The organism is Pseudomonas sp. P1_F7, assembly GCF_056405655.1.
This window is the reverse complement of sequence record NZ_JBFUBR010000013.1, coordinates 174,329-194,233: the sequence shown is the minus strand read 5'-3', so window position 1 is coordinate 194,233 and position 19,905 is coordinate 174,329. Positions and strand designations below refer to the sequence as shown.

General features: G+C 61.0%; 15 protein-coding genes. 8 read left to right on the top strand and 7 right to left on the bottom strand.

Annotation, left to right across the window (positions count from 1 at the left end):
* The first annotated feature begins 3 nt into the window (after positions 1-3).
* The 4 genes from AC1D1M_RS20355 to lpxC all read left to right on the top strand — a co-directional run bounded on the left by AC1D1M_RS20355 (position 4) and on the right by lpxC (position 4,431).
* Positions 4-873: a cell division protein FtsQ/DivIB gene (locus AC1D1M_RS20355; protein ID WP_150727951.1), complete on the top strand. Its 870-nt coding sequence runs from the start codon at positions 4-6 to the stop codon at positions 871-873.
* 15 nt (positions 874-888) lie between these two features.
* Entirely contained in the window at positions 889-2,148 is a 1,260-nt protein-coding gene (ftsA, locus tag AC1D1M_RS20350; RefSeq protein WP_007989901.1) for a cell division protein FtsA, read from the top strand.
* Between the two features lie 65 nt (positions 2,149-2,213).
* On the top strand, positions 2,214-3,407 hold the full coding sequence (ftsZ, locus tag AC1D1M_RS20345) for a cell division protein FtsZ (protein WP_477777006.1): 1,194 nt from the start codon (positions 2,214-2,216) through the stop codon (positions 3,405-3,407).
* Positions 3,408-3,519: 112 nt separating this feature from the next.
* Positions 3,520-4,431 carry a UDP-3-O-acyl-N-acetylglucosamine deacetylase gene (lpxC, locus tag AC1D1M_RS20340; RefSeq protein ID WP_007939852.1) on the top strand — a complete coding sequence of 304 codons (912 nt, stop codon included), beginning with the start codon at positions 3,520-3,522 and terminating at the stop codon, positions 4,429-4,431.
* A gap of 78 nt (positions 4,432-4,509) precedes the next feature.
* On the opposite strand, the gene AC1D1M_RS20335 is transcribed toward lpxC, so the two are convergent.
* From AC1D1M_RS20335 to AC1D1M_RS20305, 7 genes are all read right to left on the bottom strand, one after another.
* Positions 4,510-6,009, bottom strand: a complete 1,500-nt coding sequence (locus AC1D1M_RS20335; RefSeq protein WP_477777005.1) for a sensor domain-containing diguanylate cyclase — start codon at positions 6,007-6,009, stop codon at positions 4,510-4,512.
* Positions 6,010-6,256: 247 nt separating this feature from the next.
* The gene (locus tag AC1D1M_RS20330; protein WP_477777004.1) at positions 6,257-6,481 is read right to left on the bottom strand and encodes a hypothetical protein; all 225 of its coding nucleotides are present in this window, start codon (positions 6,479-6,481) and stop codon (positions 6,257-6,259) included.
* A 123-nt stretch (positions 6,482-6,604) separates the two neighbouring features.
* Positions 6,605-7,975 (bottom strand): heavy metal sensor histidine kinase, encoded by a 1,371-nt coding sequence (locus AC1D1M_RS20325; protein ID WP_477777075.1) that lies wholly within the window; start codon positions 7,973-7,975, stop codon positions 6,605-6,607.
* A 255-nt stretch (positions 7,976-8,230) separates the two neighbouring features.
* Positions 8,231-8,905, bottom strand: coding sequence for a heavy metal response regulator transcription factor (locus tag AC1D1M_RS20320; RefSeq protein ID WP_477777003.1), 675 nt, complete (start codon positions 8,903-8,905; stop codon positions 8,231-8,233).
* A gap of 9 nt (positions 8,906-8,914) precedes the next feature.
* Positions 8,915-12,016 carry a multidrug efflux RND transporter permease subunit gene (locus AC1D1M_RS20315; protein ID WP_477777002.1) on the bottom strand — a complete coding sequence of 1,034 codons (3,102 nt, stop codon included), beginning with the start codon at positions 12,014-12,016 and terminating at the stop codon, positions 8,915-8,917.
* Positions 12,013-13,173, bottom strand: a complete 1,161-nt coding sequence (locus AC1D1M_RS20310) for an efflux RND transporter periplasmic adaptor subunit (protein ID WP_477777001.1) — start codon at positions 13,171-13,173, stop codon at positions 12,013-12,015. The genes AC1D1M_RS20315 and AC1D1M_RS20310 overlap by 4 nt, the downstream gene beginning before the upstream one ends.
* Positions 13,174-13,819: 646 nt before the next feature.
* Positions 13,820-14,788 (bottom strand): LysR family transcriptional regulator, encoded by a 969-nt coding sequence (locus AC1D1M_RS20305; protein ID WP_223459805.1) that lies wholly within the window; start codon positions 14,786-14,788, stop codon positions 13,820-13,822.
* A 182-nt stretch (positions 14,789-14,970) separates the two neighbouring features.
* Between AC1D1M_RS20305 and AC1D1M_RS20300 the strand changes: the two genes are divergently transcribed.
* From AC1D1M_RS20300 to AC1D1M_RS20285, 4 genes are all read left to right on the top strand, one after another.
* Positions 14,971-16,470, top strand: a complete 1,500-nt coding sequence (locus AC1D1M_RS20300) for an efflux transporter outer membrane subunit (RefSeq protein ID WP_477777000.1) — start codon at positions 14,971-14,973, stop codon at positions 16,468-16,470.
* Between the two features lie 138 nt (positions 16,471-16,608).
* The gene (locus AC1D1M_RS20295; protein ID WP_477776999.1) at positions 16,609-18,801 is read left to right on the top strand and encodes an FUSC family protein; all 2,193 of its coding nucleotides are present in this window, start codon (positions 16,609-16,611) and stop codon (positions 18,799-18,801) included.
* Positions 18,791-18,991: a DUF1656 domain-containing protein gene (locus AC1D1M_RS20290; protein WP_015096751.1), complete on the top strand. Its 201-nt coding sequence runs from the start codon at positions 18,791-18,793 to the stop codon at positions 18,989-18,991. Before AC1D1M_RS20295 ends, AC1D1M_RS20290 begins: the two co-directional genes overlap by 11 nt.
* Positions 18,992-19,015: 24 nt before the next feature.
* The gene (locus tag AC1D1M_RS20285) at positions 19,016-19,879 is read left to right on the top strand and encodes an efflux RND transporter periplasmic adaptor subunit (protein WP_477776998.1); all 864 of its coding nucleotides are present in this window, start codon (positions 19,016-19,018) and stop codon (positions 19,877-19,879) included.
* Positions 19,880-19,905: the final 26 nt, after the last annotated feature.

Here is a 19,905-nt window from a genome sequence, read left to right as displayed (position 1 = left end):
GCCATGCAAGGCGCTCAGCTCAGACATCAGCCCACCGCACCGACCGGCCGCAAGCCGGTGCCGCGGGGTGCCAGCCGAATGGTGGCCAAAGAGCCGATGTCCGCGCGCCTGCCGAAAGCCAATTTCGGCTTTCTGAAAAGCCTGTTCTGGCCGGTAGTGCTGGTGGCTTTGGGGTTCGGTACTTACGAAGGCGCGACACGGCTGTTGCCGTATGCCGACCGACCGATCACCAAGATCAACGTGCAGGGCGACTTGAGTTACATCAGTCAGCAAGCAGTGCAGCAGCGGATCGCCCCTTACGTGGCATCGAGCTTCTTCACCATCGACCTGGCGAGCATGCGCACCGAGCTGGAAACGATGCCATGGATTGCCCACGCCGAAGTGCGCAGGGTGTGGCCGGATCAAGTGGTGATCCGCCTGGAAGAACAACTGCCGGTGGCCCGATGGGGCGACGAGTCGCTGTTGAACAACCAGGGCCAGGCCTTCACCCCGCGCGAGCTGGCGAACTACGAACACTTGCCTCAGCTGTTCGGCCCGCAGCGGGCTCAACAGCAAGTGATGCAGCAATACCAGGTGCTGAGCCAGATGCTCAGGCCGCTGGGCTTCTCGATTGCACGCCTTGAACTGCGTGATCGTGGCAGCTGGTTCCTGACCACCGGCCCCGGCAGCGCGGGTCCCGGTATCGAACTGCTGCTGGGACGCGGCAACCAGGTGGAAAAGATGCGCCGTTTCATCGCCATCTATGACAAGACGCTCAAAGAACAGATTACGAACATTGCGCGCATCGATCTGCGCTACGCCAACGGCCTCGCTGTTGGCTGGCGGGAACCTGTAGCGCCCACGGCAGCCCAACCCGCTGTCGCGAAGAATTAAGAAGAGGCAGGACCCATGGCAAACGTGCAAAGCGGCAAAATGATCGTCGGTCTCGATATCGGCACCTCCAAGGTGGTGGCGCTGGTGGGCGAGGTCGCGGACGACGGCACGCTGGAAATCGTCGGGATCGGTACCCATCCGTCCCGTGGCCTGAAAAAAGGCGTGGTGGTGAACATCGAATCCACCGTGCAATCGATCCAGCGCGCTATCGAAGAAGCGCAGCTGATGGCTGGTTGCCGCATTCACTCGGCGTTCGTCGGCGTGGCCGGCAATCACATCCGCAGCCTGAACTCTCACGGTATCGTGGCGATTCGTGATCGCGAAGTCAGCTCGGCGGACCTCGAGCGTGTACTCGACGCCGCCCAGGCCGTGGCGATCCCGGCTGACCAGCGTGTACTGCACACCTTGCCGCAAGACTACGTGATCGATAACCAGGAAGGCGTCCGCGAGCCACTGGGCATGTCCGGCGTTCGTCTGGAAGCCAAGGTCCACGTGGTCACCTGCGCCGTCAACGCCGCACAGAACATTGAAAAATGCGTGCGCCGCTGCGGTCTGGAAATCGACGACATCATTCTCGAGCAACTGGCTTCTGCCTACTCGGTACTGACCGATGACGAGAAAGAGCTGGGCGTGTGCCTGGTGGACATCGGTGGCGGCACCACCGACATCGCGATCTTCACCGAAGGCGCGATCCGTCACACCGCGGTGATCCCGATTGCCGGTGACCAGGTGACCAACGACATCGCCATGGCGTTGCGCACTCCGACCCAGTACGCCGAAGAAATCAAGATTCGCTACGCCTGCGCCCTGGCCAAACTGGCCGGTGCCGGTGAAACCATCAAGGTGCCAAGTGTTGGCGACCGTCCACCACGCGAGCTGTCCCGCCAGGCCTTGGCCGAAGTGGTCGAGCCGCGTTACGACGAACTGTTCACGCTGATCCAGGCTGAATTGCGTCGCAGCGGCTACGAAGACCTGATCCCGGCCGGCATCGTGCTGACCGGCGGTACGTCGAAGATGGAAGGCGCTACCGAACTGGCCGAGGAAATCTTCCACATGCCGGTGCGCCTGGGCGTGCCTCACGGTGTGAAAGGTCTGGATGACGTGGTGCGCAACCCGATCTACTCCACCGGTGTCGGCCTGTTGATGTACGGCCTGCAGAAGCAGTCCGATGGCATCTCGTTCTCGGGCATCGGCAGCCGCGACAGCTACAGCAACGAAGAGCCACAGGCTCCGCTGCTGGACCGCCTGAAGAAGTGGGTCCAGGGCAATTTCTAAAGCTTTACCGCTACACCGAAGCACGCAGTAGGCGAAAAAACTAGAGAATGTAAAGGAGAGGGAAAATGTTCGAACTCGTAGACAACATCCCCGCAAGCCCGGTAATCAAAGTTATCGGTGTCGGCGGTGGCGGCGGCAACGCTGTCAACCACATGGTCAAGAGCAACATCGAAGGCGTCGAGTTCATCTGCGCCAACACCGATGCTCAAGCGCTGAAAAACATCGGCGCGCGGACCATCCTGCAACTGGGCACCGGTGTGACCAAGGGCTTGGGCGCTGGCGCCAACCCTGAAGTCGGCCGTCAAGCCGCTCTGGAAGACCGTGAGCGCATTGCCGAAGTGCTGGCCGGCACCAACATGGTGTTCATCACCACTGGCATGGGCGGCGGTACCGGTACCGGTGCTGCGCCGATCATCGCCGAAGTGGCCAAGGAAATGGGCATCCTCACCGTTGCGGTGGTGACCCGTCCGTTCCCGTTCGAAGGCCGCAAGCGTATGCAGATCGCCGATGAAGGCATCCGCATGCTCTCCGAAAGCGTCGACTCGTTGATCACCATTCCCAACGAGAAGCTGCTGACCATCCTCGGTAAAGACGCCAGCCTCTTGTCGGCTTTCGCCAAGGCTGACGATGTACTGGCCGGTGCCGTTCGCGGTATCTCCGACATCATCAAGCGTCCGGGCATGATCAACGTCGACTTCGCCGACGTGCGTACCGTGATGAGCGAAATGGGCATGGCGATGATGGGCACTGGCTGCGCCAGCGGTCCGAACCGTGCACGCGAAGCCACCGAAGCGGCCATTCGCAATCCGCTGCTGGAAGACGTGAACCTGCAAGGCGCTCGCGGCATCCTGGTAAACATCACCGCTGGTCCGGATCTGTCCCTGGGTGAGTACTCCGACGTGGGTAGCATCATCGAGGCATTCGCTTCCGAGCACGCGATGGTCAAGGTCGGTACCGTTATCGATCCGGACATGCGCGACGAGCTGCACGTGACTGTCGTTGCCACCGGCCTGGGCGCTAAAATCGAGAAGCCTGTGAAGATCATCGACAACACTGTCCATACATCGATGTCTGCACAGCCACAACAACAAGCCTCTGTTCGTCAGGAAGCTCCAGCGGTGAACTACCGTGACCTGGACCGTCCGACCGTCATGCGCAACCAGGCTCAGGCCGGTGCTGCGACTGCCGCGAAGATGAATCCGCAAGATGACCTGGACTACCTGGACATCCCGGCATTCCTGCGTCGTCAGGCCGATTGATGAAATGTATCAGGGGTATTAGGGTGATTGGTGTTCAGCAAAGGTCTGGTCTGCTATCATCGCCAGCCTTTGTTGATACCAGTTCGCAATTTGCGCTGAAGCGGCCCATGCCATGATTAAACAACGCACCCTGAAGAATATTATCCGTGCCACAGGTGTCGGCCTGCACTCCGGGGAGAAGGTCTACCTGACCCTCAAGCCAGCGCCTGTCGACACCGGCATTGTGTTTTGTCGCGCCGACCTCGATCCCGTGGTGCAGATTCCTGCCCGCGCGGAAAACGTTGGTGAAACCACTATGTCGACCACGCTCGTTAACGGTGACGTCAAAGTGGACACGGTAGAGCACTTGCTCTCGGCCATGGCAGGCCTGGGCATCGATAACGCCTACGTCGAGCTCTCCGCGTCCGAAGTCCCGATCATGGATGGTAGCGCTGGACCTTTCGTATTCCTGATTCAATCGGCTGGCCTGGAAGAACAGGACGCTGCCAAGAAGTTCATCCGCATCCTGCGTGAAGTGACAGTGGAAGACGGCGACAAGCGCGCCACTTTCGTCCCTTTCGAAGGGTTCAAGGTGAGCTTTGAGATCGATTTCGATCACCCGGTTTTCCGTGACCGCACCCAAAGTGCAAGCGTGGATTTTTCCAGCACTTCGTTTGTAAAAGAAGTCAGCCGCGCCCGTACCTTTGGTTTCATGAGTGACATCGAGTACCTGCGCAAGCACAACCTCGCACTCGGCGGCAGCGTTGAAAACGCTATTGTGGTCGACGCCGATGGCGTACTGAACGAAGACGGCCTTCGCTATGAAGACGAATTCGTGAAGCACAAGATTCTCGATGCAATTGGTGACCTCTACCTGCTGGGCAATAGCCTGATTGGTGAGTTCAAGGGCTTCAAGTCCGGCCACGCACTGAACAACCAGCTGCTGCGCAAGTTGATTGAGCAGACAGATGCCTGGGAAGTCGTGACGTTCGAAGACGCCAGCACTGCACCGATCTCTTACATGCGTCCGGTTGCGGCCGTGTAAGCAAAAAACCTCTCTAGTTTTTAAAGGCTACCTTCGGGTGGCCTTTTTTTATGCCCTGAAGTTTGTAGGGCCAGTTGATCAGGCCTTCACCACCCGGTTACGCCCCCCTTCCTTGGCCTGATACAACGCCTTGTCCGCGCTGAACAACAATTGCTCCAGGTTGATATCGCTGGCCGCTGTCCAGGTGGCAATACCGATACTCACGCTCATCGGCGGGTCACCGGCGTCCACCCGTGGCAGTTTTTGCACCGCCTCGCGGATATGTTCGGCGATCTGCTGCGCGCCTTCACTGCCAGTTTCGGCCAGGACCACTGAGAACTCCTCGCCACCATAGCGAGCTACAAGGTCTGCCGGGCGATGGACATTGGCGCGGATGACCTCGGCCAATGCCCGTAAGGCGTTGTCGCCGGCCTGATGCCCGTGCCGATCATTGAAGGCCTTGAAGTGGTCGGCATCAATCATCAGCAACGACAACGGCTTGCCGCTGCGCTGCGCACGAAACCATTCATGGCGCAGGGTCTGATCAAGGGATCGACGGTTGGCAACGCCGGTCAAGGCATCGGTGGCCGCCAGTTGCGCCAGTTCCTGCTCGGCACCGTGGCGCAGGCGCAGTTCGCGGCAGAGCAACAAGGTCAGCCACAACAGACCGATGCACAAAACCCCCGTAGCGCCGCTGATCACATAAGCCGTGCGATTCCAGGTGGCGAACACTTCATCGATGGAAAGGGCCACGATGACGGTCAGCGGCAGATTGCCGACCCGGGAAAAGGTGTACAGGCGCCGTTGATGGTCGACGCTCGACACGCTTTCGAAAGTACCACTGCGCTCCTGCAGCATGCGTACGACGTTGGGGCGGTTGGAGAAGCTTTTGCCGATGGCGTTTTTTTCCCGGTACGGTTTCTGCGCCAGGAGAATCCCGTCATCGTTGATGATGCCCAGCGTATTGCCGGTGCCGATGTCGAGGCTGCTGAACAACTGGTCGAAATAGCTCATGCGCATCGACGCCATCGCGACCCCCAGAAACTCACCCGTGGGTGAGGAAATGCGCCGGCTGAAGCTGATGCGCCACTCGTCGTTGTCATCGCAGTCGCAGCGCGGCTTGAACGGCCGGCTGATAAACATGCCGGTGTCGCGATTGAATACATGGGCCAGGAAATAATCGCGGTCAGCGAAGTTGCCCGGTTTCGGTTCGATCAATGATGAGTCGGCCAGCACGTCGCCGTGCTTGTCCAGCAGCAGGATGTCGCCCTTGTAGCGCGCGGTGGTGGAGCGGTCGAACAGCACCAGATGACGGATCTTCGGCGAAACCTGTTTCAGGTCGTCCCGTTGGGCGGCGGCGATCAGGCCCTGCAAGGTCAAATCATAGAGCTCGACCGTACGCAGGACATCGGCATCGATCAGTTGCGCAATGGTGGTCGCGCTGCGTGTGGCGGTCTGCTGGGCATTGGCGTGCTCGCGGATCAGCAGGTAAGTGACGATGCACAGGATCGAGATGACAGTCAGGGTGCTGCCGAGGATCACCATGATCTCGGGTCGCCCGGGCGGGCCTTGAAAATGTGGGGTGCGGCTTGCGGTCATAGGGCTGACGTCTGCTAAAGGGACGTTGTAAGCGTAGTTGCATAAACGTAGCAGCCGAGTGAATCGTTCCTGTTGTTCGAACGATTGATCAATGGCGTGGGCGTTAGTGACTTTCGTTGCAAAAATTGCAATGAAGGTTGAGTCGCCACTATAAAAAAAGCCGCTGACAGCAGCGGCTTTGAAGACAACTTTTCAAAGGGAAGAGCCGATGAAAAGTGTCGAGGGAAACAGGCGTGACAGGTGCAGATCAGCTGTCTTTCTCGACCCGTGGCTGGGCCTGGATGCTGGATGCTTGCGGGGCTTGGGTGTCTTGCGCAGCCTTGGCGGTCATCTCGATCTGATGCTCTTCGAACGTTGCAGCGCGTGCGGCGTTATGCGCGACGAAAGTCTGCGATTCTTCCGCCATCGCCAACGGTGACAGGAACAAAGAGGACAAAACGAAAGCGCTGGCAATACCCATACTGTTGGACATCTTTAAAACCTTCTTGCTTGGCAAGTGCTGTTTGGTGCGGGCAAAGATAAGGACATGGGGCGAGGGGAAAAAGAGCGGATTCATGAAAGGACTATTACGCTAAAAGCAAAGATCGCAGGTGTGTCAGACCGGGAGATGGATACCGAAGGTATTCATCCCATGGTCACTGCGCACGAACACATCGCCGCCGTGCATCAGCGCAATCGCCTTGACGATGGCCAGTCCCAATCCATGGTTCTGGCCGCTGTTGCTGCGCGAAGCATCGACCCGATAGAAACGCTCGAACAGGCGCGGCAGATGCTCACTGGCAATCGGCGAACCGGGGTTGGCGACGCCGATGCTGACTTGATGCTCCTGTGCTTCGATCCGCACTTGAATCACCTGCCCGGGCGCGGTGTGCTGCACCGCGTTGTTCAGCAGATTGATCAACGCCCGGCGCAGATGGGCGATCTCGATCCGCACTTGCGCGTCACCACTGACCTCAACCCGGACCTGAGCGTCCTCGAGAATGAAATCCAGATACTCCAGCGTCGTGGCCACCTCATCGGCCAGCGAAGTTGAGGTGAGTTTGGTCGCCTTGCTGCCCTGATCGGCGCTGGCGAGGAACAGCATGTCGTTGATGATCGAACGCAGTCGCTCAAGCTCTTCGAGGTTCGATTGCAGCACTTCGAAGTAATGCTCGGCGGAGCGTCCGCGGGTCAATGCGACCTGGGTCTGGCCTATCAGGTTGGTCAGTGGCGAGCGCAATTCGTGGGCGACGTCGGCGTTGAATGACTCAAGGCGCGAGTAGGCCTGCTCAACCCGCTCCAGGGTCGAGTTGAACGAGCTGACGAATTGATCGAGTTCCGGTGGCAACGGTGACAATCGCAAGCGCCCTGAGCGCAACGGCGGGGCCAGGCGCTGGGCTTCCTGGGACAGTTTGATCAGCGGCTTGAGGCCGATCCGCGCCACCCAATAACCCAGTGCCGAGGCCAGCAGCACGCCGGCAATCGCCAGGCTGATCAAGGCGATCAGCAGTTGATGCTGGGTCTGGAAAAACGTCTCGGTGTCGATGGCGATCATGAAGCGCAGCGCTGGGCGCTGGTCCTTGGCCGGGAACTCGCTGACCAGCACTTTCAACGGATAGGGGTGATCCGGCAGATGCATGTCGCGCGTGCCCAGCGGCCCTTGGGCAAAGGCGCGGATCTGCGGGGTCAGTTTGCCGTATTCGTAGTGTGGGTCGCCGCTGATGATCCAGAAACTGATGCGCTTGTCTTCTTCGCTCAGCAGGTTGAGTTTGTTGTTGATCTTCACCCAATGCTCGGGCGTGCCGTAACGGCCGACCGTGGATTCGAGCACACTGTAGCGCGCATCGAGTTCGGCTTCGGGCAACAGGCCGAGTCCTTTGTCGACCTGCTGGTACAGTGCCCAGCCGATCAACAGGAACACCAGTAGCGCTACCAGCGTGAACATGCCGCTCAGACGCAGCGCGATCGAGTTGCGAGGGTAGGTCATCATTCATTTCCTGCGCCGCGCCGCGCCTGCTGTTGTGCAGGGCAAGGCGCGAGGAGCGCGGTTTGGTTGTTCCAAATAAGCTCCGAGCAACGCAGCCCTGCGCAACAGCAGGCGCGGCCCTGCGGGTTGTCGTCTGAAAGCGGGCCATGCTGCGTTCCAGCCCTCGGTAAGGAAACAACCCTTACCTTCGGGCTGCGCCTTGCCTGGCCCGCTTTCAGACGGCAACGCGGCGCAGGAAATGAATGATGACCTACCCTAAACACCACGGCTCTCCAGCACATAACCCATGCCGCGAATGGTGTGCAGCAGTTTCTCTTCGAACGGCCCGTCGAGCTTGGCCCGCAGGCGTTTGATCGCGACTTCGACGACGTTGGCGTCGCTGTCGAAATTGATGTCCCAGACCATTTCGGCAATGGCGGTTTTCGAGAGGATTTCACCCTGGCGCCGGGCCAGTACGCTGAGCAGTGAGAACTCCTTGGCGGTCAGGTCCAGCCGTGCGCCACCACGGGTTGCCTTGCGGCTGATCAAATCTATCCACAGGTCGGCGATGCTCACTTGCACCGGTTCATGGCCGCCGCTGCGCCGGGTCAGCGCTTGCAGGCGCGCCACCAGTTCAAGGAAGGAAAACGGTTTGCCCAGATAATCGTCGGCACCATCGCGCAGGCCCTTTATGCGATCTTCCACGCGCTCGCGGGCGGTGAGCATGATCACCGGGGTTTGCTTGCGCGCACGCAGGGCGCGCAACACGCCGAAGCCGTCGAGGCCCGGCAGCATCACGTCGAGGACGATCACCGCGTAGTCGCTTTCCAGCGCCAGGTGCAGGCCTTCGACCCCATCCCGCGCCATATCCACGGTGTAACCCTGTTCCGTCAGACCGCGGTGCAGATAATCCGCGGTTTTTTCCTCGTCTTCGATAATCAGAACGCGCATGACCCCGCCTCAGTCTGTGGTCGCCAGCGCCGGTACGGGCGAAGGTTTGGGTCTATGAAATAACCGCTCCAGCCACAAGTATATGACCGGCGTGGTGAACAGCGTCAGCGCCTGGCTCACCAGCAAGCCGCCGACTACCGCGATCCCCAGGGGTTGGCGCAACTCGGCGCCGGTGCCGTAACCGAGCATCAGCGGCAGGGCGCCGAGCAGGGCGGCGAGGGTGGTCATGATGATCGGCCGGAACCGCGTGATACAGGCCTTGAAGATCGCTTCTTCAGGCGACAGTCCGCCATTGCGCTGCGCTTCGAGGGCGAAGTCGATCATCAGGATGCCGTTTTTCTTGACGATACCGATCAACAGCACCAGCCCGATCAAGGCCATGATCGAAAAGTCCTGGCCGCAAATCCACAGCATGATCACCGCGCCGAGGCCCGCCGAAGGCAAGGTAGAAATGATCGTCAGCGGGTGCACGAAGCTCTCGTAGAGCACGCCGAGAATGATGTACACCGCCACCAGTGCCGCCAGAATCAGCCACGGCTGGCTGGCCAGCGAGCTCTGGAACGCCTGGGCCGCGCCCTGGAAATTGCCGCTGATGGCGGTCGGCATGCCGATGTCGGCCTTGGCCTGGTTGAGCATGATCACCGCATCGCCCAACGCCACGCCGGGGGCCAGGTTGAACGACAGGTTGGCCGCCGGGAACATGCCGTCATGGGCGATGGACAGCGGGCCGATGGTCGGCGCATCGAACCTGGCCAGGGCCGACAGCGGCACCATTTCCCCGCTCAGGGGCGAGCGCAGGTAGAAATAGTTGAGGCTTTCGGCCTTGCCGCGTTGTTTGGTGTCCAGTTCCAGGATCACGTTGTACTGGTTGACCTGGGTCTGGAATTCATTGATCTGGCGCTGACCGAACGCATCGTACAGGGCTTCGTCGACGTCGCTGGCGGTCAGGCCGAAACGGGCTGCGGCACTGCGATCGATGTTGATGTGGGTGATACTGCCACCCAGTTGCAAGTCATTGGAAATATCGCGGAACGCCGGGTTGGCGCGCAGTTTTTCCGTCAGGCGCTGGGTCCAGGTGCTGAGCGTGCCGCCATCGTTGCTCTTGAGTACGTATTGGTACTGGGCACGGCTTGGGCCAGAGCTGAGGTTGATGTCCTGGCCGGCGCGCAGGTACAGGACGATGCCCGGGACTTTCATCAGTTGCGGACGAATCCGGTCGATGAACTGACTGGCCGAGACATCGCGGTTGCTGCGTTTTTTCAGGGTGATCCAGAAGCGGCCATTGGCGATGGTCTGGTTGCTGCCCGAGACACCGACGGAATGTGAAAACGTTTCGACTGCGGGATCGGCAGCGACGATTTCGGCCATCGCCAGGTGTTTTTTCACCATGTCGCCGTAGGAAATATCGGCGGCGGCTTCAGTGGTACCAAGGACAAAACCGGTGTCCTGAATCGGGAAGAAGCCCTTGGGAATGAAGATGTAGCCGGCAATGGCCAGGCCGAGAGACAGGCCGAACACGCCGATCGTCAGCTTCTGGTGGGCGAGGGCACGGCGCAGGCCTTTTTCGTACCACGCCAACAGGCGTTCACCGAAGCCCGGTTTGTCGTGGGCGTGATGCACCGGCGCGCGCATGAACAGCGCCGCCAGCGTCGGCGCCAAGGTCAGGGATACCACCACCGAAATCATGATGGTCGAGGTGGCAGTCAGGGCGAATTCCTTGAACAGCCGCCCGACCACGCCGCCCATGAACAGCAGCGGAATGAACGCCGCCACCAGCGAAAAGCTGATCGAGACAACGGTGAAGCCGATCTCGCCCGCGCCCTTGATCGCCGCCTCGCGCATGCCGTCGCCGGCCTCCAGGTGCCGGTGAATGTTTTCCACCACCACGATCGCATCGTCGACCACGAACCCCACGGCCACCACAATCGCCACGAGTGTCAGGTTGTTCAGGCTGAAACCCATGATGTACATCAAGGCGAAACTGGCGGTCAGCGACACACCCAGCACCGCTGACACAATCAGCGTGGCCGACAGTTGGCGCAGGAACAACGCCATCACCGCTACCACCAGCATGATCGCGATCAGCAGGGTGATTTCCACTTCATGTAGCGAGGCACGGATGGTCTGGGTGCGGTCGATCAGCGTCTTGACCTGCACCGAGGCCGGTAACATCGCTTCCAGCGCCGGCAACGCCGCCTGGATGCGGTCCACGGTCTCGACGATGTTGGCCCCCGGCTGGCGGAAGATCACCAGGTTGACCCCCGGTTGCGAGCCCGCCCAAGCCTGGACGTAGGCATCTTCCGAACCGTTGACGACTTTGGCGACATCCTTGAGGTGAACCGGTGCACCATCCTTGTAGGAAACGATCAACTGGCTGTATTCGTCCGGATGGAATAACTGGTCGTTGGTGGACAGGGTCGAGATGCTCGACTCCCCGTACAGCGCACCCTTGGCCAGGTTGAGGCTGGTCTGCTGGATCGCCAGGCGGATGTCGGCGAGGGTCAGGCCGATGGCCGCAAGTTTGTCCGCCGAAACCTGGACGCGGATCGCCGGACGCTGCTGACCGGTGATGACGACCTGGCCTACACCGTCGACCTGACTGAGCTGACGGGACAACAGGGTTTCCGTCAGGTCGCTGAGCTCCGGGCCGGGCATCTGCGAGGAGTTGACGCTGAGGATCAGCACCGGGCTGTCCGCCGGGTTGACCTTGCGCCAGGTCGGCAGGTTCGGCATGTCCTTGGGCAGCTTGCCCGCGGCAGTATTGATCGCCGCCTGCACTTCCTGGGCGGCGGTGTCGATGCTCTTGTCGAGGGTGAATTGCAGGGTCAGGTTGGTCGAGCCGAGGGCGCTGCTCGAGGTCATCTGAGTCACGCCGGGAATGGCGCTGAATTGCACTTCAAGGGGCGTGGCCACCGAGGAAGCCATGGTTTCCGGGTTGGCGCCGGGCAGTTGCGCGGCCACCTGGATAGTCGGGAATTCTGCCTCCGGCAACGGCGCTACCGGCAGGCGCGGAAACGCGATGACACCCAGCAGCACCAGGGCGAACGTCAGCAGGACCGTGGCCACCGGGTGGTCTATGCACCAGGCTGAAACCGAACCATGGCCCTTCATTGCGCAGCCTCCGATCGCACCACTTGCGGCGGCTCGGTCAGCACTTGCACAGTAGCGCCGGGCTTGAGCCGCGACTGACCATCGCTGACCAGCACATCTCCGGGCTTCACACCTTTGATGATGTCCTGGCCGCTGCCTTGATAGACCATCTGCACCTGCACCGCTTCGACCTTGTCGCCATTGACCCGGTACACGAAGTGCTGGTCGAGGCCGCGTTGTACGACAGTCGGCGGCACCACCAGCGCATCTTTATCCAGGGCTGTCTGAATCTTTACCGTCACCAGCAGGCCCGGCCAGAGTTTCTGCCCCGGATTGTCGAACTCTGCCTTGGCGCGGATGGTGCCGGTGTTGGCGTTGATCTGGTTGTCGATCAGGGTCAAGTGGCCTTCGCCGAGCAGGTTACCGGTTTCGCCGTCGGTGTCGGCACCGATGTAGGCCTTTACCTGAGCGTGTTGCGGGTCGTTGATCAGGCCTTGGAGGGTTGGCAGCATTTGCTGCGGCAGGGAAAACTCCACGGCGATCGGGTCGATCTGGGTCACGGTGAACAGGCCTTGGGTGTCGGTCATGCGCAGGAAGTTGCCTTCATCCACGGTGCGAATGCCGACGCGACCGGTCACTGGGGAACGAATCTGTGTGTAGGAAAGTTGTACCTGAGCTGCGTCGATTGAAGCCTGATTGCCTTGGGCGGTGGCTTTGAGTTGGTTCACCAGCGCCTGTTGCTGGTCGTAGGTCTGCTTGGAAACGCCGTCGTCAACGCTCAGCAGTTTGTAGCGCTTGAGGTTGACTAGCGCCACTTGCAGTTGCGCCTGGCTTTCACCCAGTTGCGCCCGGGCCTGGTCGAGGCTGGCGCGGATCGACCGGTCGTCGATGGTGGCCAGCAGGTCGTCTTTTTTCACCAGTTGGCCTTCCTTGACCATGATTTTGGTGAGAATGCCGTCGATTTGCGGGCGGACCACGACGCTGTGCAGGGACAGCACCGAACCGATGCCGCTGACGTAGCGCGGCACGTCTTTTTCGGCGACGGCGACTACGCGCACCGGGATGGCGGTGGGGGTGGCGAGTTTGGCCTTGGCCGGTTTGTTGGCGTACCACAGGCCCAGCGCTGCCAGGACGATCAGAAGGGCGACGAGCAGGGCGGGTTTTTTCTGGATTCGCATGCGAGTGGGGCGCCGGGGCTGGGTGGTCGGTAGGTGGGTAAGGTAGTTTCCTTTATAAACCTGTTTGGTGGTCAGGAGGGTGACGGCTAACTGACGGCGCTGTCAGTTTGCTGCTTGACCTTGGCGGCCTTCGGGCCGACCAGGCTCTTGGCTGATTGAGTACATATCCGTTACTTCGGTAACGGCCACCTATGGTTTCGCCCTTACGGCGACTCACTTTTTTTAACAAACGCCTCAAAAAAAGTAAGCAAAAAAAGCGCTCGCCCCGAACGTCCGGCCCCTCGCCTGGGCTCGGGGTTCCTTCGCTCCGGCATTCATCCGGGGGGCATTGCCCTCCGGTCTGCTTCGCGACGACCTACATGCAATGAGTTCGACTGCGTCGAACGGCGCTGCGCGCCAATCCCCGGATGAACGCCTCCACTCAACCTCCCGAGGGGGCGGGTGGATCCAGATCAAGAGCTGCAGGCGAGCTAACGCTCGGCCTGATGAGTGGTGAAGAGCGACGGTGTACAGCGCTCTGTCTCTGCTCTTCTGTGGGAGCGAGCTTGCTCGCGATGGCGGTGTATCTGCTCACAGAGATTTGAATGTGAGAACGCCATCGCGAGCAGGTTCGCTCCCACAAGAGATCAATCTTTGAACCGATGGATCAATTCGCCACCCGAACCCCACCCAAACTCCCGCTCAGTTCATACGCCGCCAATTCCGCCTGATGCGCCGCCAGCAATTCCGGCAATGATCCGCGCAAATACTCGACCCAGGTCTTGATCTTCGCATCCAGGTACTGGCGCGAAGGGTAGATCGCATACAGGTTCAGTTCCTGCGAGCGGTATTTGGGCATCATGCGCACCAGCGTGCCGTTGCGCAGGCCTTCTATCGCGGCGTACAGCGGCAGCACGCCAACGCCCATGCCGCTGATGATCGCGGATTTCATCGCGTCGGCGGAGTTCACCAGGAAGGGGGAGCTGTTGATGGTGACCATTTCCTGGCCATCAGGGCCGTCGAAGGCCCATTTCTCCAGGGGAATCACCGGGCTGACCAGGCGCAGGCAGGCGTGGTTGAGCAGGTCGCTGGGTTTTTGTGCGCAGCCGTTGGCTTTGACGTAGGCCGGCGAGGCGCAAACGATGCTGTAGGTGATGCCCAAACGCTGGGAGACAAAACCCGAATCCGGCAGTTCGCGGGCGAGGACGATGGACACGTCGTAGCCTTCGTCGAGCAGGTCCGGCACGCGGTTGGCCATGGTCAGGTCGAAGGTCACGTCCGGGTGGGTCTTGCGGTAGCGGGCGATGGCGTCGATCACGAAGTGCTGGCCGATGCCGGTCATTGTGTGCACTTTCAGTTGCCCGGCCGGGCGTGCGTGGGCGTCGCTGGCCTCGGCTTCGGCTTCTTCGACGTAGGCCAGGATTTGCTCGCAGCGCAACAGGTAGCGCTTGCCGGCTTCGGTCAGGGCGATGCGGCGGGTCGTTCGGTTGAGCAGGCGGGTTTGCAGATGGGCTTCCAGATTGGAGACCGCGCGCGAGACGTTGGCGGTGGTGGTGTCCAGTTGCACGGCGGCGGCGGTGAAGCTGCCGGCTTCGGCCACGTAACTGAAGGCGCGCATGTTTTGCAAAGTGTCCATGGGGTGCTCTCGGGTGCGATGGCAAATTGTGACACGAAGTTTCGGGGCCGGTGACCCCCTACCTACGGATTATCTCGTTAACGGTAACAAAGATTCACAGGAATCCCGACTTATCGCCCTTCAGGCCGCCCCATAGAATTGCCCGGACTTGTACCTCCCCCCTATTTCAGGAAATCGCAGCAGTGCCGCGTCGCATCAGCAGAGCGCTTCAGCCGCTCAGTGTTTTGGCTTTAACCCTGGCAATCAGCGGCTGCATCGGAACCGGAGGTATTGCCCCACAGGGCAAGGCGCTGGAGGCCAATTCACTGGCCACCGACGAAGCGATCCAGAGCGCCGCGCAGGATGCGCACTGGCCCACGGCGCAATGGTGGCAAGCCTATGGCGACCCGCAACTGAATCGCTGGATCGACCTCGCCCTGCAAGGCAGCCCGAGCCTGGCCATGGCTGCTGCCCGGGTGCGTCAGGCCAGGTCCATGGCCGGCGTGGCGGAAGCGGCCGAGTCGCTGCAGATCAACGGCGAATCCACCCTCAAGCGTCACAACTGGCCGACCGACCAGTTCTATGGCCCCGGCGAACTGGCCAACAGCACCACTTGGGACAATAACGCGGCGCTGGGTTTCAGCTATGCCCTCGACCTCTGGGGCCGGGAAAGCAATGCCACCGAGCGTGCCGTGGACATGGCGCACATGACCGTCGCCGAGGCCCGCCAGGCTCAGCTCGAATTGCAGGACAACATCGTCCGGGTCTACATCGAGCTCTCGTTGCATTACGCGCAACGGGACATCGTTGCCGCGACCTTGAAACAGCAACAGCAGATTCTCGAGCTGGCGCAAAAGCGCCTGAACGGTGGCATCGGCACCCACTTCGAAGTCAGCCAGGCTGAAACACCGTTGCCGGAAACCCATCTCCAGATCGATGCCCTCGACGAAGAGATCGCCCTGAGTCGCAACCAACTCGCCGCCCTCGCCGGCAAGGGGCCGGGGGAGGGCGCGCAGTTGCAGAGGCCAACGCTGTCGCTGGGTGCGCCTCTGAAATTGCCGTCGTCGCTGCCAGCGCAATTGCTCGGCCAACGCCCGGATGTGGTCGCCAGTCGCTGGCAAGTGGCGGCGCAGGCGCGGGGCATCGATGTCGCCCATGCCGGGTTCTACCCGAACGTCGATCTGGTCGGCAGCCTCGGCTACATGGCCACCGGTGGCGGGGCCCTGGAGTTCCTGACCGGCAAGAAACTCAACTACAGCGTGGGGCCGGCGATTTCGTTGCCGATCTTCGATGGCGGACGTTTGCGTGGGGAATTGGGTGAAGCCTCGGCGGGCTATGACATCGCCGTGGCCAAGTACAACCAGACGCTGGTCAATGCGCTGAAAAACATCTCCGATCAGTTGATCCGCCGCGAGTCCATGGACAAGCAACAGGCTTTCGCCGCCGAGTCGGTGACCACCGCCCAGAAGACCTACGACATCGCGATGATCGCCTACCAGCGTGGACTGACCGATTACCTCAACGTGCTCAATGCCCAGACCCTGCTGTTCAAGCAGCAACAAGTGCAGCAGCAGGTTCAGGCGGCGCGATTGAGTGCTCATGCCGAGTTGGTGACGGCGTTGGGCGGTGGTCTCGGAGCCGGTAACAACGTGCCGAACGCCGAACAGACCCAAGCGCCGAAAACCCCGAGCCTTTTGCGTTGAACACAAGACCTGTGGGAGCGAGCCTGCTCGCGATGAGGGCATGTCAGTCAGCAATGATGTCGCCTGACACACCGCAATCGCGAGCAAGCTCGCTCCCACAGGTTCCGGTTTTCACTGGAATTTATTGAGCAGGATTTGATGACTCCCTTGCCCGCTCCTTTGCGCTGGCTGTACTCCCTTGAATGGCGCCGGGGCTTCTTCGACTGGGCACGCAGTGACGGCGTGACCTGGGTCTACATTTTCAAGGTGCTGTTCGCCGCGTTCCTGACGCTATGGCTGGCCATGCGCCTGGAGCTGCCGCAACCGCGTACGGCGATGATCACCGTGTTCATCGTCATGCAGCCGCAAAGCGGCCAGGTGTTCGCCAAGAGCTTCTATCGTTTTCTTGGCACGCTGGCCGGGTCTTCGGTGATGGTCGCGTTGATCGCCCTGTTTGCGCAGAACACAGAACTGTTCCTCGGTTCGCTGGCGATCTGGGTCGGTATCTGCACGGCTGGTGCCGCTCGCTGCCGCAACTTTCGCGCTTACGGTTTCGTCCTCGCCGGGTACACCGCAGCGATGGTCGGCTTGCCCGCACTGGCCCATCCGGATGGCGCGTTCATGGCGGCGGTCTGGCGGGTGCTGGAAATCTCGTTGGGCATTCTCTGTTCGACACTGATCAGTGCCGCCATCCTGCCGCAATCGGCGAGCGCGGCTATGCGCAATGCCTTGTATCAGCGCTTTGGCGTGTTCGCCTTGTTCGTCACCGACGGTTTACGTGGACGCAGTCAGCGTGAGGCGTTCGAGGCCGGCAACGTGCGTTTCATCGCCGAAGCCGTAGGCCTGGAAGGCTTGCGCAGCGTCACTGTTTTTGAAGACCCGCACATGCGCCGGCGCAATGGCCGGCTCAGTCGCCTGAACAGCGAGTTCATGGGCATCACCACGCGCTTCAACGCCTTGCACCAGTTGCTCGAACGCTTGCGCAGCAGCGCGGCGGACCAGGTGGTGGTGGCGATCAAGCCTGGTTTGCAGGACCTCGCCGAGTTGCTCGACGGCTTCAGCGGTCGTGCCCTGACCAGCGCCGATGCGGCGCGCCTGGTCATGGTGCTGAGCGCCTACAAGGAAGGTTTGCCGGCGCGGGTACGCTGTCTGCGGGCGGCGTTCGAACAGAGCAACCCGAGCGATGCCGAACAACTGGATTTCCACACCGCCTACGAGCTGCTTTATCGCTTCGTCGACGACCTGCACGGTTATGCGCAGACCCACGCCTCCCTGGCCGATCACAGTCACGAACGGGAGCGCTGGGACGAGCCGTTCACCCGGCAAACCAACTGGCTGGCCGCTGCGGCGTCGGGTATTCGCGCGTCGTTCATTCTGGTGGTGCTGGGCAGCTATTGGGTGGCAACGGCCTGGCCGAGCGGGGCGACCATGACCCTGATTGCCGCCGCCACCGTAGGCCTGTCCGCTGCGACACCGAACCCGAAACGCATGGCATTCCAGATGGCTTGCGGGACACTTCTCGGGGCATTGATCGGCTTCGTCGAGATGTTTTTCATCTATCCGTGGATCGACGGTTTCCCATTGCTGTGCATGGTGTTGGCCCCGGTGATCGTGCTCGGTTCGTTCCTCAGTTCACGACCACAATATGCCGGGGTTGGCCTGGGGCTGCTGATCTTCTTCAGCACCGGATCGGTGCCGGACAACCTCACGGTCTACAACCCCTACACCTTCATCAACGACTACATCGCCATGGTGCTCGGCATGCTGGTGTGCGCAGCGGCCGGGGCGATCATTCTGCCGCCCAACAGCCGCTGGTTGTGGCGCCGGCTGGAGCAGGATCTGCGCGGTCAGGTGGTGTACGCCATCAGCGGCAAGCTCAAGGGCCTGGCGTCGAGTTTCGAAAGCCGTACCCGCGACCTGGTGCATCAGGCCTACGGCTTCGCGGCGGGTCAACCGCAGGTGCAGCGGGACTTGCTGCGCTGGATGTTCGTAGTGCTGGAAGTCGGCCACGCGATCATCGAGTTGCGCAAGGAGCAGGCGATTTTGCCGGTGCATCCGGCCTATGCCGAATCCCAGCCATGGCGCCAGGCGATCCGGGTGATGGGGCGCGCACTGGTGCGGCTGTTCCTGCAACCGGGCAGCAGCAATCTCGAACGCGCGCTGATCGCCGTCGATCACGCGATCAGCCGTGTGCAGTCCACCGACGAACCCTTCGCCCCGCACTTCGATACCTCGGCGTTGCGCCGGGTGAAGAGCTACCTGCACTTCATCCGCACCTCTCTGCTCGATCCGCAATCACCGCTCGCTGCCTTCGCAAACAGCCAGCCCCAAGGACTTGAACATGCCTCGTGAAATCGCCTTCCACGGCGTGTACATGCCGACCATGACTCTGATGTTCTTCATCGCGGCGGCGCTTGCCTGGGCGCTGGACCGGTTCCTGTCCGGGTTCGACCTGTACCGTTTTTTCTGGCACCCGGCGTTGCTGCGCCTGAGTCTGTTTACCTGTCTGTTCGGCGCCATGGCGCTGACTGTCTACCGTTGACTCTCTATCACTGAGAATGCCCCGATGAAAAAGTTTTTCAGCCTGCTCGCGACCTTGCTGGTGCTGGCCCTCGCGCTGTGGATCGGCCGCTCCCTGTGGGAGCACTACATGAACACGCCATGGACCCGCGACGGCCGCGTGCGCGCCGACATCATCAACGTCGCCGCCGACGTCACCGGCGAAGTGGTGGACGTGCCGGTGCGCGACAATCAGCTGGTAAAAAAGGGCGATTTGCTGATGCAGATCGACCCCGAGCACTACCGTCTCGCAGTCAAGCAGGCGCAAAGTCTGGTGGCATCGCGCAAGGCGACCTGGGAGATGCGCAAGGTCAACGCCCATCGTCGCGCGGATATGGACAACCTGGTGATCTCCCGGGAAAACCGCGACGACGCCAGTAACCTTGCCGACTCGGCTCTGGCCGATTACCAGCAGGCCCAGGCGCAACTGGAGGCCGCCGAACTCAACCTCGAGCGCACTGAAGTCCGTGCGGCGGTGGATGGCTACGTGACCAACCTCAACGTGCATCGCGGCGATTACGCGCGTATCGGCGAGGCGAAAATGGCCGTGGTCGACATGAACTCCTTCTGGGTCTACGGCTTCTTCGAAGAAACCAAGCTGCCCCATGTGCGCGTGGGTGATAAGGCCGACATGCAACTGATGAGCGGCGAAGTGCTCAAGGGCCATGTGGAAAGCATTTCTCGCGGCATCTACGACCGCGACAACCCGGAAAGCCGCGAATTGATCGCCGACGTCAACCCGACCTTCAACTGGGTGCGCCTGGCGCAGCGGGTGCCGGTGCGCATTCACATCGATGAAGTGCCGGAAGGGGTGCTGTTGGCGGCTGGGATTACTTGTACGGTGGTGGTCAAGCAAGGTGATGGTGCATAACCGATAGACCGAGTCGCCTGCTTCGC

Coding starts and splice junctions, on each gene's coding strand:
- AC1D1M_RS20355 (WP_150727951.1), top strand. CDS start 4: ATGCAAGGCGCTCAGCTCAGACATCAGCCCACCGCACCGACCGGCCGC.
- ftsA (WP_007989901.1), top strand. CDS start 889: ATGGCAAACGTGCAAAGCGGCAAAATGATCGTCGGTCTCGATATCGGC.
- ftsZ (WP_477777006.1), top strand. CDS start 2,214: ATGTTCGAACTCGTAGACAACATCCCCGCAAGCCCGGTAATCAAAGTT.
- lpxC (WP_007939852.1), top strand. CDS start 3,520: ATGATTAAACAACGCACCCTGAAGAATATTATCCGTGCCACAGGTGTC.
- AC1D1M_RS20335 (WP_477777005.1), bottom strand. CDS start 6,009: ATGACCGCAAGCCGCACCCCACATTTTCAAGGCCCGCCCGGGCGACCC.
- AC1D1M_RS20330 (WP_477777004.1), bottom strand. CDS start 6,481: ATGTCCAACAGTATGGGTATTGCCAGCGCTTTCGTTTTGTCCTCTTTG.
- AC1D1M_RS20325 (WP_477777075.1), bottom strand. CDS start 7,975: ATGACCTACCCTCGCAACTCGATCGCGCTGCGTCTGAGCGGCATGTTC.
- AC1D1M_RS20320 (WP_477777003.1), bottom strand. CDS start 8,905: ATGCGCGTTCTGATTATCGAAGACGAGGAAAAAACCGCGGATTATCTG.
- AC1D1M_RS20315 (WP_477777002.1), bottom strand. CDS start 12,016: ATGAAGGGCCATGGTTCGGTTTCAGCCTGGTGCATAGACCACCCGGTG.
- AC1D1M_RS20310 (WP_477777001.1), bottom strand. CDS start 13,173: ATGCGAATCCAGAAAAAACCCGCCCTGCTCGTCGCCCTTCTGATCGTC.
- AC1D1M_RS20305 (WP_223459805.1), bottom strand. CDS start 14,788: ATGGACACTTTGCAAAACATGCGCGCCTTCAGTTACGTGGCCGAAGCC.
- AC1D1M_RS20295 (WP_477776999.1), top strand. CDS start 16,609: ATGACTCCCTTGCCCGCTCCTTTGCGCTGGCTGTACTCCCTTGAATGG.
- AC1D1M_RS20290 (WP_015096751.1), top strand. CDS start 18,791: ATGCCTCGTGAAATCGCCTTCCACGGCGTGTACATGCCGACCATGACT.
- AC1D1M_RS20285 (WP_477776998.1), top strand. CDS start 19,016: ATGAAAAAGTTTTTCAGCCTGCTCGCGACCTTGCTGGTGCTGGCCCTC.